We start from the raw sequence: 13,643 nt of genomic DNA on the forward strand, positions 1-13,643 counted from the left end.
AATAATTTACAGGAAAAGACAGAAAAAGCACTCTTACCCTCCAATCTGGGGGTAGAAGAGTGCTTTCTCACCATTATTCCCCAGCTTTTCATCTATAGAGGTTCTCAGGCTCAGGAAGAACAACAGGGCTGTAATTTTTAGTACACTGACTTATAGTCCTCATTTCCCATGAGTCTGTGCAGATAGTGGATAATGATCTCTGCTGAAGTGATGTTGGTGGCGATGGGGATCTTATGCACATCGCAGAGCCTTAAAAGTGCCTGCACATCCGGCTCGTGGGGCTGCGCGGTGAGCGGGTCTCTGAAGAAGATCACGAACATGATCTTTCCTTCTGCAATGAGTGCGCCGATCTGCTGGTCACCACCGATGGGACCCGACTGCAGTCTGTGAATCGCAAGCCCGGTATCCTCTATAAGCCTTTTCCCCGTGGTTCCTGTTGCATAGAGATCGAATTTCTCCAGAATCTTCTTGTGCTTCTTCGCAAATAATACAAGATCATCCTTCATATTGTCATGGGCAATCATTGCTCCGTTCATTTCATTTCCTCCGTTTCTTGTGACAGATTTTCATTCATTTCTTCACTCCGATTATATCATAGAACCGCATAGAACATAGCATGCTAAGGTTGCATTGACTCAAAGTCCATAGAGAATTAACACTTCCTTCACGAACTGAGAAAGATTTGGTTTATAATGGATATATGAGTATTTTTACTAAGCAAGGAGGATCTGGTATGACAAATGTGCCAATATGGAAACTGAACAATGGAGTGGAAATCCCAAGCGCAGGCTTTGGTGTATTTAAAGTTAAAGACGGGGATGAAGTCTATGCAGCAGTGCTGGAAGCACTGAAAGCGGGATACAGGCTCATCGATACCGCAGCCATCTACGGAAATGAGGAAGGTGTAGGAAAGGCCATCAAAGACAGCGGCATCCCCAGAGAGGAAATCTTTCTGACCACCAAGCTCTGGAACACGGACCAAGGATACAACAATGCCTTCACGGCATTCGAGACCAGTCTTCGAAAACTGGATACGGATTATGTGGATCTTTATCTTGTGCACTGGCCTGGCAAGGACAAGTATGTGGAATCCTATAAAGCACTGGAAAAGCTCTACAAGGACAAACGTGTAAGAGCCATCGGTGTATGCAACTTCCACATTCATCATCTGGAGAAGCTCATGGCGGAGACCGAAGTGGTTCCTGTGATGAATCAGATCGAACTTCATCCGCTGATGAACCAGAAAAAGATCAGAGACTACTGTAAGGAAAAGGGCATTCAGGTGGAAGCCTGGGGACCACTGATGCAGGGAAAAGAAGATCTTGACGCACCGGTCTTTGTGGAACTGGGTGAAAAATACGGAAAGTCTCCAGCTCAGATCATTCTGAGATGGCATTTCCAGAATGATGTTCTGGCCATTCCAAAGTCCGTTACACCATCGAGAATCAGAGAGAACATCGACATCTTTGATTTCGAGCTTTCTGAGGAAGACATGGAGAAGATCAACGCGCACAATCAGAACAAGAGATTAAGCGCCGACCCTGACACCATGATGAACGGGTTCGTGTAAAACTTAAAGAATCAATCTTGAAATTACAGCCCTGCCGCAGAGCCCCTTATCCCAGTGCATATGAAAGGATGAAGAGGAGCAGCAGGGCTGTCTTCACGAGAAAGAAGTAAAATCACATCGCGAGGAGAAGGTGTATGGATCAAATCGAAACAAAGAGATTGCTATTAAGGAAACTCATTGCCTCTGATGCCGTGAGAATCGAGAAACTGGCTGGAGACTATGACGTGGCGAAAACAACCCTGAACATCCCTCATCCCTATCCGGAAGGTTCCGCCAGTGACTTCATCGAGAGCCGCCATCGTGCGGAAGAGAAGAAAAGCATCGCGGCCTTTGCCATCGTGGAAAAAGAGTCACAGCTTTTCATCGGTCTTATCAACCTGAACCTTTCTGCGCCCCATAGCAGAGGTGAACTGGCCTACTGGATCGGCAAGGACTACTGGAGAAAAGGGTATGGCACAGAAGCTGTTGAAGCACTCATAGCCTATGGCTTTCAAGTGCTTCATCTCCATAAGATCTATGCCGCCTCCTTCATCAGTAATCCGGGTTCCTGGAGGGTCATGGAGAAAGCGGGACTGAAATACGAAGGAACGCTCAGGCAGCATGTGGCAAGACTGGGTGAGTTTCATGACCTGGTCTATTACGGGCTCCTGAAAGAAGCGTATGAAGACGGCTTAAACAGGGAAATAGCCTTGAAGGATTAATCCGTCTGTATACACCGTGATTTCTGGTAATTAAATAGAAGGTGCAACTCTTAAATAGAGCTGCACCTTCTTTCTTATGCGAAGTTTTCCATATAAAATTTCTTGATTTCTTCCTTGAGCTGATCTTTGGCTTTTCTGTAAGCCGCTTCATCCTGACTTTTTGGATTTTCGATGAAGTCCCACTCGATGACTTTATCTGCAAACACCAGAGGACAACCTCCTTCGTCGCATCCCACAACGATGGCATAGTTCATATCGAAGTCCATTTCGAAAAGATTGGTCAGTTTCAGTCCTTCTGTACTGATTCCATCTTCTTCCAGGATCTTCATGGCAGTCTCATCCGCCTCTTCACCTTCAATACTTCCTACGGCCACAATCTCCGCATCCTTGAAAAATTCTCTTGCAATGGATGCCGCAAGCTGCGCTCTGGTGCTGCTTCCATTACATACATAAGCCATTTTCATATTGCTTCTCTCCTTCAGAATCTGATTTATCATTTTGTTAGATTTTACCACAAATGAGGCGTCATCTCCATAGACTACAGCTCATCGGTGTCAAATATCATGTCCTCATCGTCATAGAACTCAAGATACGTATGCTTTTCGCCGTTCTTGTCTCTCCAGCCTACTACGGAATCCATCTGGATGTTCTCCTGGGAACGGAAGATGCATTTATCCACATCCTTGTTCTGAGCTTTGAGATTTTTGATCATTTCACGGATTTCGTATCTCTTGTTTCCGATCTTCTTGGCTGCCACCATGCAGGCACAGTTCATAGGCCAGATGCCGGAATTCTGGATCCAGTTCTTGATGTTGTCCTCTTCCACCAGGTAGAGGGGTCTGATGATTTCCATATTTTCGAAGTTCTGGGCCTTCAGTTTCGGAAGCATGGACTTGAAGGTTCCGCCGTAGATGACGTTCAGCATGACGGTCTCGATGACATCGTTGAAGTGATGTCCCAGAGCAAGCTTGTTGCATCCAAGGCTCTGCGCGAATTCGTAGAGGGAACCTCTTCTCATTCTTGCACACATATAGCAAGGATAATCCTTGGCGATCTTGTCGATGACATTGAAGATGCCTGAATCATAGATCTTCACCGGAATATCAAGATATGCGCAGTTCTCTTCCAGAAGCTTTCGAATCTCCTTATGATACCCCGGGTCCATGGCGATGAACTCCACTTCGAAATCCACTTTCTTATGCTTTTTCAGCTCCTGGAAAAGTTTCGCCAGAATCAGGCTGTCCTTTCCTCCGGAGATGGCCACGGCGATCTTGTCCCCTTCCTGTATGAGCTGATAATCGTTGATGGCTTTTATGAACTTCCCCCACACATTTTTCTTGTAGGTGGTGGTCAGGCTTCTTTCTATTTCCTGTAGTGTTTTTCGTTCACTGAACGGAACGAGGATTTCACACCCTTCTCCTGCAATACTCATCTATCTATACACCTCTTTATTTTACTGATAACTGTTTTCAATGATTTGATTTACAATGATAGATTATATCATAAAAAAGTTATGGGATACACCTTCCGCGCAAAAAACATTGAAACTCATGAGGAGTCGCGAAAATCATTTTCGGATTCCGGGTTAAATTTCAATTAAAAATGATAAAAAGAAAACAAGTTGTCTTATAATGAAAGCAGATAGTAAAGTAGGAGGGATTTGATTATGGTCATTACAACAACCAATGCAGTGGAAGGTAAAAGAGTCATTGCCTATAAAGGAATTGTTTTTGGAGAAGTCATCACGGGAATCAACTTCATCAAGGACTTCACCGCAGGCATCTCCGATTTCTTCGGCGGAAGAAGCAAGACCTATGAAAGCGAAATGATTGAAGCGAGAATCAACGCTTTAAGAGAACTGGAAGAAAGAGCCTACAGCTTAGGCGCCAACGCCGTCATCGGTGTGAAAATCGACTATGAGACACTGGGACAGAATAACGGCATGCTCATGGTCACCGCAGCGGGAACCGCTGTGGTCGTGGAATAGGAAAGACATTGTAAAGGAGAGGAATCCATCTAAGGGTTCCTCTCCTTTTTTCTAGTCTTCGTATTCTTTTTCAAAGACCCTGGTGCTTCTGACCGTATCAATGGGTCTCACCAGTTTTTCGATCTCTTCTCTCTGGTCCTCATAGAAAGGTGGAAGGGACAGCTTCTCTCCCAGGGTCTCATAAGGCTCATCCTCCATGAATCCAGGTCCATCTGTCGCCAGCTCAAAGAGCACGCCACGGGACACCTTGGCATAAAGGGATGCGAAATAGTATCTTTCCACAAAGCCTGAGTTCCTGAGTCCGAAGGATGCATATCGCTCGATCCATGCATTCAGTTCCTTCTTGTCTTCCACTCGGAAAGCCACATGATGAACGGTGCCATAGCCCTGTCTTCCTGCCGGCATATCCTTGTTCTCTTCCACGATGACAGATCCACCATTGCCGCCTTCTCCCATCTCGAAGAGATGGTAATCTCCTTCTGATGCGGTCTCTCTCATGAGATAGACCTTCTCCAGTATTTCCTTGAAGGGTGCAAGCTCCGGTATTCGGATGCCGATGGGTCCCAGTCCTGTGACGGCATATTCCAGCGGAATGGGTCCCTTCTGCCATGGAATGCCCGATGCCACGCCCGTATTTTTTTCATCGGAGATCATCTGATATCTCTGATCATCAAAGTCCACAAAGGAAAGGACTTTCTTTCCGAACATCTCACGGATGCCTTCATGCTTCACCTTCAGCCTGTCGAATCTCTTGACCCAGTATTCCAGGGCTTCATCTGAAGGTACACGGAAGGATGTCTTGGCGATCTCATCTGTTCCATGGGTTCCCTTTGGAATCCCTGGGAAATCGAAGAAGGTCATATCTGTTCCTGGTCCGCCCACATCATCTGCAAAGAACAGATGATAGGTCTGGATATCGTCCTGGTTTACTGTTTTCTTCACCAGTCTTAATCCCAGTACATAGGTGAAGAATTCATAGTTCTTTTCTGCGCTGCTTGTGATGGCGGTTACGTGGTGTATTCCTTTTAATTCATTCATTATTGTTTACCTCCTGCGCATGAAGCTTCCTGCTTCATGTCTCTTTCAAATTTTCTCTGTACTATGTACAGTTATACTACTATGCGAATCAGGATATCCCTGATTCGAGATATTGTCTTAAAAAATTTTACCTGTTCTTTGCGTAGATCCCCAGTTTTTTGAGCTGGGAGATCATTTCTTCTTTCTCTTCCATGGTTAAACCTTCCAGAATACGCTGCACTGCTTTGGCATGCCCCGGAAAGATGTCATCCATCAGGGCTTTTCCTTTTTCTGTGATGGAAACCTGCGTGATTCTTCGATCCTCCGGATTGGGGGTTCTCAGAATCAGGTTCTTCTTCTCCAGCTTATCCACCACATAGGTGATGCTGCTGCTGGCAATGAGCACCTTCTCCCCGATCTTCTGCACGGTCTGCTCTCCCTTATTGTAAAGAAGCTCAAGGACTGCAAATTCCGTGGGATTCAGTCCATAGCTCCGGATTTCCTTCTCAATGCTTTTTCTTACCGAGTCCAAAGCCCTTGTGAGTACCACAAAGAGTTTCAGAGACAGCGCCTCATCCAGCTGGTTTCTCTCTTCTTCATTCATCTGCATCATCCTTAAAAAATATTATTTCTAATTCGAGATAATTATACCGCAGCTGTTATTTTTTGTCAACCTTAGTTGTATAAAATCTATTTCAGCATCCTCGACAGGAGTGAACATTTAGGAGAAGAGCCCATAAAAACACTTGCTGTTCAGAAGGATTTAAGATCAGAACATTGAATTATCCTGTATACTGAAGATATAGAAACGATTCTGTATACATGTTATGTTATGTTATAGGAATTCGAAATTTTTTGAGGATAGGAGATCGGATATGGAACTGTTCATGGAAATTGTCATGGATATACTGTTTGAAGGCACCGCAGAGATTGTAAAGTCAAAGAAGTTCTCAAAAGTGCTGCGGTACTGCATTCTCGGAGTGATCATCGGAGTCATGGGCGTCTTTTTCTTTGAGTCCTATGTGCAGAGAGAAAATGAACGCCTCATGTGGATATTCATCGCCTTGGGCAGTGTCCTGGCCCTCTTTCTTCTGGGTCTCTTCTACCGATTCACAAAATCGAAAATTCCGGAGTAATTCTTATGCACTGAGCGCTGAAATGGCCATGAGCTTTTTAACCCATGGCCGTTTTTCATTTGCACCTGATTTCTATTCAGCTTTCTCAAACACCAGGTCTTCTGTCCTCTTCTAGTATCCCAGCTCCAGATCTACAATATTCTTCAGCTTTTCACCGGCATAGAATCTTCTGATGTTTTCTGCGATGAGCTCGATGGATCGTTCATTGGAGACATCACTGAATCCCCCCAGATGAGGTGTCAGAATGATGTTGTCCAGATCCCATAAGGGACTCTCTTCTGGAAGAGGCTCCCGGGAGAACACATCCAGACCCGCTCCGCGGATCTTCTTATCCCTCAGCACTCTGATGAGCTCCTGCTCATCCACAAGGGGTCCACGGGCCAGGTTTATGAGCACCGCATCTTCCTTCATGAGCGAAAGCTCCTCTTTGCCAATGAGTCCTCTTGTCTCTTTGGTCAGGGGTGCCAGAATCACCACATAATCCGCTGTCTTCATGGACTCGGCAAGCTTCTCCAGTTCTCGCACCTCATCAAAATGCGGAAGCTCCTCCACGGTTCTTTTCAGGCCGATGACCCTCATATCGAAAGCCTTGGCTTTCTTAGCCAGAAGCTGCCCTATGCTCCCCGCACCGACGATGAGCATCTCTTTTCCGTTCAGCTCCGTCAGAGGATAATCCACCTTCCAGTTCTTCTCCTTCTGATGTCTGATGCTGGGCAGAAGAGCTCTCGCAAAGGAAAGAACCATCCCCATGATATGGTCTGTCATCTGGGGTCCATGGACGCCACTGGAATTTGTAAGGAGAATCCCTCTCTCTTTTATATCCTTAAGAGGAAGCGTGTTCACCCCTGCACTGAAGGTCTGAATCCACTTGAGATTCTTAAACAGTGCCAAGTCCTCCGCCTTGAATCTCCAGGGCGGTATGATGGCTTCCACTTCATCTAATCTATCCACATGGTCGCGGAAGTTCTCCACATCCAGAATGTCTTTGCCTGTTAATGTTCTCAGCTTATCCGCCTCATCCTTTTTCATGATGTAGTCGGGCATACAGTTCATGATCATATGCTTCACCTCTGTCTCTTTCATTTCTTTTGTACTATTTTAACATACTTGGACGTGGAAGCCCTGAAGGGATCGGGAAGATTCTCCGATTCTTCATAATGTTAACAAATGTCATAGGTTAATGATATAATTACTATAAGTCAAATTACAAGGAGGAAACCCATGGAGAAGAAATCAGCTGCTTATCTTGCCGCTCTGTCCATGTCCATCATCATCGGCTTCTCTTTTTTTACGAATAAGATCAGCCTCGATACCGCATCTCCCTGGGTCATCCTTGCGCACAGATTCACCTTCGCTTTTCTTGCACTTCTTGCGCTGAAGATGCTTGGCTTCATGAAGTTCAGGATGACGAAGAAGGAGTTCTTCGCCATCCTGCCTCTCTCCCTGTTTTATCCGCTGCTCTTTTTCTCTCTTCAGCTTCTAGGCCTCCAGAAAGTGTTCTCCTCTGAAGCAGGCATCATTCAGGCAACGACGCCGCTGCTCACCATGATTCTGGCCACGCTGATTCTAAAGGAGAAGACGAAAAGAAAGCAGAAGATCTTCATGCTGGTCTCTCTCTCGGGGGTGGTCTATATCTCTCTCATGAAAGGAGCTGAGGTTTCGGTGGAGAGCCTGACAGGGTATCTTCTCCTTCTACTTTCAAGCCTTTCTTCCGCTATGAATCTGGTCCTCATCCGAAAGCTTGTGAAAAACCACAGCTTCATGAAGCTCACGTCTGTGGCCATCACCACTGGGTTCATCGTCTTCAATCTGATCAATCTGGGGCTCCATCTCAGGGAAGGTACTGTGAAAGGCTACTTCACGCCGCTCCTGACACCCTCTTTTCTTCTAGGGGTTCTCTTTCTCGGTGTACTTTCCACCTTAGGCACTTCTCTACTGTCGAACTTTGCCCTGTCCAGGCTGGAAGCCTCCAGAATGAGCATCTTCAATCACCTCGGGACTGTGATTTCCATCTTCGCAGGGGTCCTTCTCCTTCATGAGCATCTTCGCTATTACCAGGTCATCGGAGCACTGCTCATCATCATCGGCGTCATCGGAACCAATTATTTTGCAGCGGACAAGAGGGCAAACAGGCAGAAAGCATGATGGATTCCAGAAAGCACTGGACGTGGAAAAGAGCTGAAACACTCCGTTTCAGCTCTTTTCTCTATGTCTTAAGGTAAGGTCTAGAATTTTTCCGCTATGGTTTTGAGGATCACAAAGGATGACATGGCACCCGGATCGATGTGACCGATACTTCTTTCGCCTAGATAGGAAGCTCTACCCTTCTTTGCAATGATGGTCTTGGTGTAGTTCACTCCCTCTTCCGCTGCGGCTACGGATTTATCCATAGCTTCTCTTGTGGAGGATCCTTCTGCAATGGCTTTCTTCAGCGCTTCCAGTGCCGGCTCGATGGCATCCACCATGGTTTTTTCTCCCACTGTTGCTTTTCCTCTGCTCTTGACTCCATCCAGTGCTGCTTCCAGCATCACCTGATAGTCGTTAAGATCCAGTTCCGTCTTTCCTGCCACGGATTTCGACGCATTCAAGAATGCGGTTCCGTATAAAGGACCTGCTGCTCCGCCCACTTTGGATATCAGAGCCATGCCCACAGCCTTCAGTATATCTGAAGGGGTTTCAGGATTGGTGCTTTCCAGTTTTTCCTTTGCGGCACCGAAACCTTTGGCCATGTTGAGGCCATGGTCACCATCACCGATGGCGGCATCCAGTTGTGTCAGAAACAGTTTTTTCTCCTCGATGATCTCACTGATGGCCAGGATCACCTCTTTAACCTTTTGTGCATCAGCCATATGCTTGTCCTCCTTCTATGCTGCTATAGTGATTTCAGTGCTGGTGTATCTGCTGGAGCATCAAAGAGCTCTTTCAGTTCATCATCCAGTTTCAGAAGTGTAACGGAGAAACCAGCCATTTCAAGAGATGTCATATATTCTCCGACCATGGATTTGTATACCTTGATTCCTTTTTCCTTCAGGATTTCATGGACTCTCTTGTTTGCGATATAGAGTTCCATAAGTGGTGTGGACGCAAGTCCGTTCACCATAACAACCACTTCACTGCCGCTGTAGTCGATGTCTGCCAGGATCTTTCCTACCAGATGGTCAACCAGTTCATCTGCAGGTTTCAGTGTTTCTCTGTGTGTACCTGGTTCTCCATGGATACCCATACCCACTTCGATCTCATTTTCTGCCAGTGTGAAGTTTGGTTCTCCGGCAGCAGGTACGATACAAGGTGTCAGTGCCAGCCCCATGGACCTTACATTTGCGATGACCTTTTCCGCAACTCTCTTGACTTCGTCAAGCTCTGCTCCTGTTTCTGCTTTGGCTCCTGTGATCTTATGGACTAGAACGGTACCAGCGATACCTCTTCTACCAGTGGTCCATGTGGAGTTTTCCACAGCCACGTCGTCATTGACTACCACGTAATCCACCTTGAGATCTTCTGCTTCAGCCATTTCCTTGGCCATTTCAAAGTTCATGATGTCTCCGGTATAGTTCTTCACGATAAGAAGCGCACCCTTTGGTCCTGCTGTAGCCTTGATGGCTTCAAAAACCTGGTCTGGTGTTGGTGATGTGAATACAGCACCTGCTACAGCGCCGTCCAGCATACCCTTTCCTACAAATCCTCCATGAGATGGCTCATGTCCTGAACCACCACCGCTTACAAGTGCTACCTTGTTTTCCACTGGGGAATTCTTTCTGACAAGAACCTCAAATCCATCCAGCTTTCTTACATGGTCAGGATGAGCATAAACCATACCCATCAGCAGTTCGTCGACGACATTGTTTGGATTGTTGATAACTTTTTTCATGTTAACCTCCTTGGATTTTGTTGTAAACCTTTACTCTAGTCAGCAAATAAAAACCAGATCATGTTTCCATGAATCCAGTATTCAGCTTTCAGATTAATTGTCTAACTAAAACAAACCATTGTCAATTGAGTTTAGGTAAATAATTAATTAATATTCAAAATACTTAACATCTTATCAATAAATATTACAATTTGTCATTATATCACTATTTTTTGTCGCCCATCTAGCTTTCACATGATAAAATATATAGATTAGAATACTGATTTTTCGGTTCAGACCCTCTGCGAACTCCAGCGTATCACAATGAAGCCTGTTCCGAGGAGAGATATACGCCCTGAATTCGCTCCTCATTTTATTCATGGCTTCCTTTTTGGGAATATGTTCCATGAAGTAGAATATTTCTCCACCTTTCTTTTTCCGAAGAAATTTTCGATTATGGAAACCAAGAAAATCGAATCGGTCCTTGTCATCCAGAAAAGGTTGCTCATAGTGGTCATCATGTGATCCGATGGATGATGGATAATATCTTTATTAGAACTGACCTGCTGGAAACATCAAAGCATTCAAAGAGAAATCCATAAGGAAAATTGATGTGCTGTGGCTGCAATAATGGTTCTTGACCGAGCACTCCGCTGTGCAAGGGAATCTGGTGATTCTGTTTATGATGATCGTTGGTCTGCTAATCTTCTAATGCCATCTTCCCAATGGTATAATAGTTTTTACAGACGAGAGTTTAGTACATATAAATATGAGTGACGAATAAGTCAGATGAGGATTATAATGAAAGTTACTGTAAACGAACTATTAAACATCGATGAATTAGATGCAAGAGCCATATTTGAAGGGCTTAAGTATCCTTGGGAAGCTCTTGCCATAATCAAGGATTTCATTTATGAATACGCAAAAAATCTGCCAAGCGATTTCGAAAGAATAGAAGAATTTGTATGGGTTGGCAAAGGCACTACTATAGAAAAAAGTGTTCTTATAAACGGTCCAGCAATTATCGGTTATAATTGCGAAATTAGACACTCTGCTTACATTAGAGACAATGTTATCATTGGAAATGATATTATAATTGGAAACTCAACTGAAATTAAAAATTCAATCCTCTTTAACAAAGTGCAGGTTCCCCATTACAACTATATTGGTGATTCAATATTAGGATATAAAGCCCATTTGGGGGCAGGTGCAATAACATCCAATTTAAAGTCTGATGGGACATTAATAAAGGTGAAATATGGTGCAGATACTATTGAAACTGGGTTAAGAAAATTTGGAGCGATTGTAGGGGATTTAGCTGAAGTGGGATGCAATTCCGTTTTGAACCCCGGGACAATAATAGGAAAGAATAGTATTGTTTATCCATTAAGTTCTGTAAGAGGTTATATTCCAGAGAAGAGTATTTTGAAAAGCAATGGAGAACTTGTGGAGAGAAGATAGAGCCCAGGAATCAGGATATCACATTTAACTCAGCAATAAATTTTACTGTGTTGCAATACTTCTTTTTCATACAATATGAACTACTTTCATTAAGAATTAGAATGGAAAAAATCAGCAGGACGCAATGCGCATCCTGCTGATTTCTCTATTGATCACTTTTTCCTTTTGGACTACTTTCTTCTTCTTCTCGCAGCCACTTCGAACTTCGCTTTTCTTCCGGAAAGCTTCTTTCCGTTCAGCTTATTCACGATCTCATCCTCTGTACCAGCGACGACATCCACAAAGCTGAACTTGGTCAGAACGTCTATGGTTCCTATGCTGTCTGGCTTCAGATTCGTACCAGAAACGATGAAGTCGATCATCTTTCTTGGTGTGAGCTTATCCATGGACCCTACGGTCACAAAGAGTCTTACGAACTTCTTAGGCGTCTCCAGCATATTCACTTTATAGTCAAAGCTGAGCTCTTCCTTATAAAGCATCTGCATGAGCGCTGCTGCCACGTCTTCCACATTGAAGGTTTCCTTCATCTCTTCGATGACAGGATAGAACTTCTTGTAGTTGTTTGTGGAAAGCTCAGTGACGATCTTGTTCTTGAAGGTTTCATTCTTGGTCTTGAAGATATCTTCAAGGGTAGGAATTTCTCTCTTCTCGATCTTGCTCTTGGTTACTTTTTCGATCTGCTTCAGGAAACCGAACTCTCTTGAGTTGACAAGGGAGTAGGCGATTCCTTCACGATGGGCACGTCCGGTTCTACCGATTCTATGCACATAGGACTCGATGTCCTGTGGCAGGTCATAGTTCACCACGTGGGACAGATTGTCGATATCGATTCCTCTTGCCGCAACATCCGTTGCCACCAGGAACTTCAGTTTTCTGTCCTTGAATTTTCTAAGGGTTGAAATACGGATATTCTGACTCATATCTCCGTGCATACCGGCTGCATTGTAGCCTTTATCCACCAGATTGGAGACCAGATCATCCACGTTTCTCTTGGTTCTGCAGAATACCAGGACGGATTCCATATCTTCAGAATCCATGATTCTGCATAAGGTCTCAAAACGATACTGCTCTCTTACTTCAAAGAAGGCCTGCTTGACAGTGGATACTGTCATGGACTTGTCTTTGACTTTGATGTGTACTCTGTCTTCTCTCATGTACTTCTTTGAGAGTCTCTTATATTCATCAGGCATGGTCGCTGAGAAAAGCATGGTCTGCTTATCGGCACTTGTTCCCGCCATGATGGTTTCGATATCTTCAACGAATCCCATGTTGAGCATTTCATCCGCTTCATCCAGGACCAGAAAGTCCACTTCATCAAGCTTCAGCACTTTTCTCTTCATTAGGTCGATGACTCTACCTGGTGTTCCTACAACGATATCCACGCCTCTTCTCAGTGTTCTGATCTGCGTATCAATACTGGAACCACCATAAACCGCCAACAGCTTCACGCCGGTAAACTTCGCGATTCTCTCCACTTCTTCACTGACCTGAATGGCTAGTTCTCTTGTAGGTGCTAAAATGATCGCACTTACGGAGCCCTTCTTTTCGAGCATACTCAGCATAGGTGCTGAGAAAGCTAATGTTTTACCTGTTCCGGTCTGCGCCTGTCCAATGACATCCTTGCCTTCCAGTATGACGGGAATGACTTCTCCCTGAATATCTGAAGGTGTTTCATAACCCATGGCACCGATACCTTTAAGTACACTTTCGCTTAGCCCTAGGTCAATAAATCTCTTGTCTTCCATATTTACCTCTTTCTTTCTATTTTTCATGATTGAGAATTCTCCATAAAAAAACCTCGCAGTCGTGCTGCAAGGTGTTGATAAATATCATCTATCATAAATTATGTACTATCCTAAACCACTGATGTATTATATCACTAAAGCAGACAAAGCGCAAACATTTCCTGAAATCTTTTCATTCT

The 13,643-nt window shown here is 44.6% G+C and carries 15 protein-coding genes and 1 pseudogene; 7 read left to right on the forward strand and 9 right to left on the reverse strand.

What is annotated here, in order from left to right; all coding sequences use genetic code 11:
* Positions 1-137 precede the first annotated feature (137 nt).
* A complete protein-coding gene (gene mgsA / locus ACHAL6_RS12485; protein WP_395271007.1) occupies positions 138-536 on the reverse strand; it encodes a methylglyoxal synthase in 399 nt (132 codons plus the stop codon).
* Between the two features lie 197 nt (positions 537-733).
* Here mgsA and ACHAL6_RS12490 point away from each other — a divergent pair, with 197 nt between their 5' ends.
* Both ACHAL6_RS12490 and ACHAL6_RS12495 read left to right on the forward strand, forming a co-directional pair.
* Complete coding sequence (locus tag ACHAL6_RS12490; RefSeq protein WP_395271008.1) at positions 734-1,570, forward strand: aldo/keto reductase; 837 nt, start codon at positions 734-736, stop codon at positions 1,568-1,570.
* Positions 1,571-1,704: 134 nt separating this feature from the next.
* Positions 1,705-2,271, forward strand: a complete 567-nt coding sequence (locus ACHAL6_RS12495; protein WP_395271009.1) for a GNAT family N-acetyltransferase — start codon at positions 1,705-1,707, stop codon at positions 2,269-2,271.
* Between the two features lie 74 nt (positions 2,272-2,345).
* On the opposite strand, the gene ACHAL6_RS12500 is transcribed toward ACHAL6_RS12495, so the two are convergent.
* Both ACHAL6_RS12500 and ACHAL6_RS12505 read right to left on the reverse strand, forming a co-directional pair.
* Positions 2,346-2,735, reverse strand: coding sequence for a low molecular weight phosphatase family protein (locus ACHAL6_RS12500; RefSeq protein WP_395271010.1), 390 nt, complete (start codon positions 2,733-2,735; stop codon positions 2,346-2,348).
* Between the two features lie 74 nt (positions 2,736-2,809).
* The gene (locus ACHAL6_RS12505) at positions 2,810-3,703 is read right to left on the reverse strand and encodes a tRNA 2-thiocytidine biosynthesis TtcA family protein (RefSeq protein ID WP_395271011.1); all 894 of its coding nucleotides are present in this window, start codon (positions 3,701-3,703) and stop codon (positions 2,810-2,812) included.
* A gap of 234 nt (positions 3,704-3,937) precedes the next feature.
* Here ACHAL6_RS12505 and ACHAL6_RS12510 point away from each other — a divergent pair, with 234 nt between their 5' ends.
* Positions 3,938-4,258, forward strand: coding sequence for a heavy metal-binding domain-containing protein (locus tag ACHAL6_RS12510; protein ID WP_207599419.1), 321 nt, complete (start codon positions 3,938-3,940; stop codon positions 4,256-4,258).
* A gap of 51 nt (positions 4,259-4,309) precedes the next feature.
* On the opposite strand, the gene ACHAL6_RS12515 is transcribed toward ACHAL6_RS12510, so the two are convergent.
* Both ACHAL6_RS12515 and ACHAL6_RS12520 read right to left on the reverse strand, forming a co-directional pair.
* Positions 4,310-5,296, reverse strand: a complete 987-nt coding sequence (locus tag ACHAL6_RS12515; RefSeq protein WP_395271012.1) for a ring-cleaving dioxygenase — start codon at positions 5,294-5,296, stop codon at positions 4,310-4,312.
* Positions 5,297-5,423: 127 nt separating this feature from the next.
* Positions 5,424-5,879 (reverse strand): MarR family winged helix-turn-helix transcriptional regulator, encoded by a 456-nt coding sequence (locus ACHAL6_RS12520; protein WP_395271013.1) that lies wholly within the window; start codon positions 5,877-5,879, stop codon positions 5,424-5,426.
* A gap of 271 nt (positions 5,880-6,150) precedes the next feature.
* Between ACHAL6_RS12520 and ACHAL6_RS12525 the strand changes: the two genes are divergently transcribed.
* Complete coding sequence (locus ACHAL6_RS12525) at positions 6,151-6,411, forward strand: hypothetical protein (protein WP_395271014.1); 261 nt, start codon at positions 6,151-6,153, stop codon at positions 6,409-6,411.
* A 111-nt stretch (positions 6,412-6,522) separates the two neighbouring features.
* On the opposite strand, the gene ACHAL6_RS12530 is transcribed toward ACHAL6_RS12525, so the two are convergent.
* Positions 6,523-7,470: a D-2-hydroxyacid dehydrogenase gene (locus ACHAL6_RS12530; protein WP_395271015.1), complete on the reverse strand. Its 948-nt coding sequence runs from the start codon at positions 7,468-7,470 to the stop codon at positions 6,523-6,525.
* 162 nt (positions 7,471-7,632) lie between these two features.
* Here ACHAL6_RS12530 and ACHAL6_RS12535 point away from each other — a divergent pair, with 162 nt between their 5' ends.
* Positions 7,633-8,556, forward strand: coding sequence for a DMT family transporter (locus ACHAL6_RS12535; RefSeq protein WP_395271016.1), 924 nt, complete (start codon positions 7,633-7,635; stop codon positions 8,554-8,556).
* Positions 8,557-8,636: 80 nt separating this feature from the next.
* On the opposite strand, the gene dhaL is transcribed toward ACHAL6_RS12535, so the two are convergent.
* Positions 8,637-9,260, reverse strand: a complete 624-nt coding sequence (gene dhaL / locus ACHAL6_RS12540) for a dihydroxyacetone kinase subunit DhaL (RefSeq protein ID WP_395271017.1) — start codon at positions 9,258-9,260, stop codon at positions 8,637-8,639.
* Between the two features lie 23 nt (positions 9,261-9,283).
* Positions 9,284-10,279: a dihydroxyacetone kinase subunit DhaK gene (gene dhaK, locus ACHAL6_RS12545; protein WP_207599411.1), complete on the reverse strand. Its 996-nt coding sequence runs from the start codon at positions 10,277-10,279 to the stop codon at positions 9,284-9,286.
* A gap of 473 nt (positions 10,280-10,752) precedes the next feature.
* On the opposite strand from dhaK, the pseudogene ACHAL6_RS12550 reads away from it, so the two are divergent.
* Both ACHAL6_RS12550 and ACHAL6_RS12555 read left to right on the forward strand, forming a co-directional pair.
* A pseudogene (locus tag ACHAL6_RS12550) lies at positions 10,753-10,970 on the forward strand (terminase TerL endonuclease subunit); the annotation flags it as partial.
* An 89-nt stretch (positions 10,971-11,059) separates the two neighbouring features.
* On the forward strand, positions 11,060-11,719 hold the full coding sequence (locus tag ACHAL6_RS12555) for a UDP-N-acetylglucosamine pyrophosphorylase (RefSeq protein WP_395271018.1): 660 nt from the start codon (positions 11,060-11,062) through the stop codon (positions 11,717-11,719).
* A 170-nt stretch (positions 11,720-11,889) separates the two neighbouring features.
* Here ACHAL6_RS12555 and ACHAL6_RS12560 read toward each other — a convergent pair whose 3' ends face one another.
* Positions 11,890-13,464, reverse strand: coding sequence for a DEAD/DEAH box helicase (locus tag ACHAL6_RS12560; RefSeq protein WP_395271021.1), 1,575 nt, complete (start codon positions 13,462-13,464; stop codon positions 11,890-11,892).
* Positions 13,465-13,643: the final 179 nt, after the last annotated feature.

Origin of the sequence: Proteiniclasticum sp. C24MP, from assembly GCF_043951855.1 — a bacterium.
Lineage (GTDB): Bacteria > Bacillota > Clostridia > Clostridiales > Clostridiaceae > Proteiniclasticum.

Bases quoted from the DNA above. Each gene is read 5' to 3' on its own strand.
- mgsA (WP_395271007.1), bottom strand. From the start codon at position 536: ATGAACGGAGCAATGATTGCCCATGACAATATGAAGGATGATCTTGTA.
- ACHAL6_RS12490 (WP_395271008.1), top strand. From the start codon at position 734: ATGACAAATGTGCCAATATGGAAACTGAACAATGGAGTGGAAATCCCA.
- ACHAL6_RS12495 (WP_395271009.1), top strand. From the start codon at position 1,705: ATGGATCAAATCGAAACAAAGAGATTGCTATTAAGGAAACTCATTGCC.
- ACHAL6_RS12500 (WP_395271010.1), bottom strand. From the start codon at position 2,735: ATGAAAATGGCTTATGTATGTAATGGAAGCAGCACCAGAGCGCAGCTT.
- ACHAL6_RS12505 (WP_395271011.1), bottom strand. From the start codon at position 3,703: ATGAGTATTGCAGGAGAAGGGTGTGAAATCCTCGTTCCGTTCAGTGAA.
- ACHAL6_RS12510 (WP_207599419.1), top strand. From the start codon at position 3,938: ATGGTCATTACAACAACCAATGCAGTGGAAGGTAAAAGAGTCATTGCC.
- ACHAL6_RS12515 (WP_395271012.1), bottom strand. From the start codon at position 5,296: ATGAATGAATTAAAAGGAATACACCACGTAACCGCCATCACAAGCAGC.
- ACHAL6_RS12520 (WP_395271013.1), bottom strand. From the start codon at position 5,879: ATGAATGAAGAAGAGAGAAACCAGCTGGATGAGGCGCTGTCTCTGAAA.
- ACHAL6_RS12525 (WP_395271014.1), top strand. From the start codon at position 6,151: ATGGAACTGTTCATGGAAATTGTCATGGATATACTGTTTGAAGGCACC.
- ACHAL6_RS12530 (WP_395271015.1), bottom strand. From the start codon at position 7,470: ATGATCATGAACTGTATGCCCGACTACATCATGAAAAAGGATGAGGCG.
- ACHAL6_RS12535 (WP_395271016.1), top strand. From the start codon at position 7,633: ATGGAGAAGAAATCAGCTGCTTATCTTGCCGCTCTGTCCATGTCCATC.
- dhaL (WP_395271017.1), bottom strand. From the start codon at position 9,260: ATGGCTGATGCACAAAAGGTTAAAGAGGTGATCCTGGCCATCAGTGAG.
- dhaK (WP_207599411.1), bottom strand. From the start codon at position 10,279: ATGAAAAAAGTTATCAACAATCCAAACAATGTCGTCGACGAACTGCTG.
- ACHAL6_RS12555 (WP_395271018.1), top strand. From the start codon at position 11,060: ATGAAAGTTACTGTAAACGAACTATTAAACATCGATGAATTAGATGCA.
- ACHAL6_RS12560 (WP_395271021.1), bottom strand. From the start codon at position 13,464: ATGGAAGACAAGAGATTTATTGACCTAGGGCTAAGCGAAAGTGTACTT.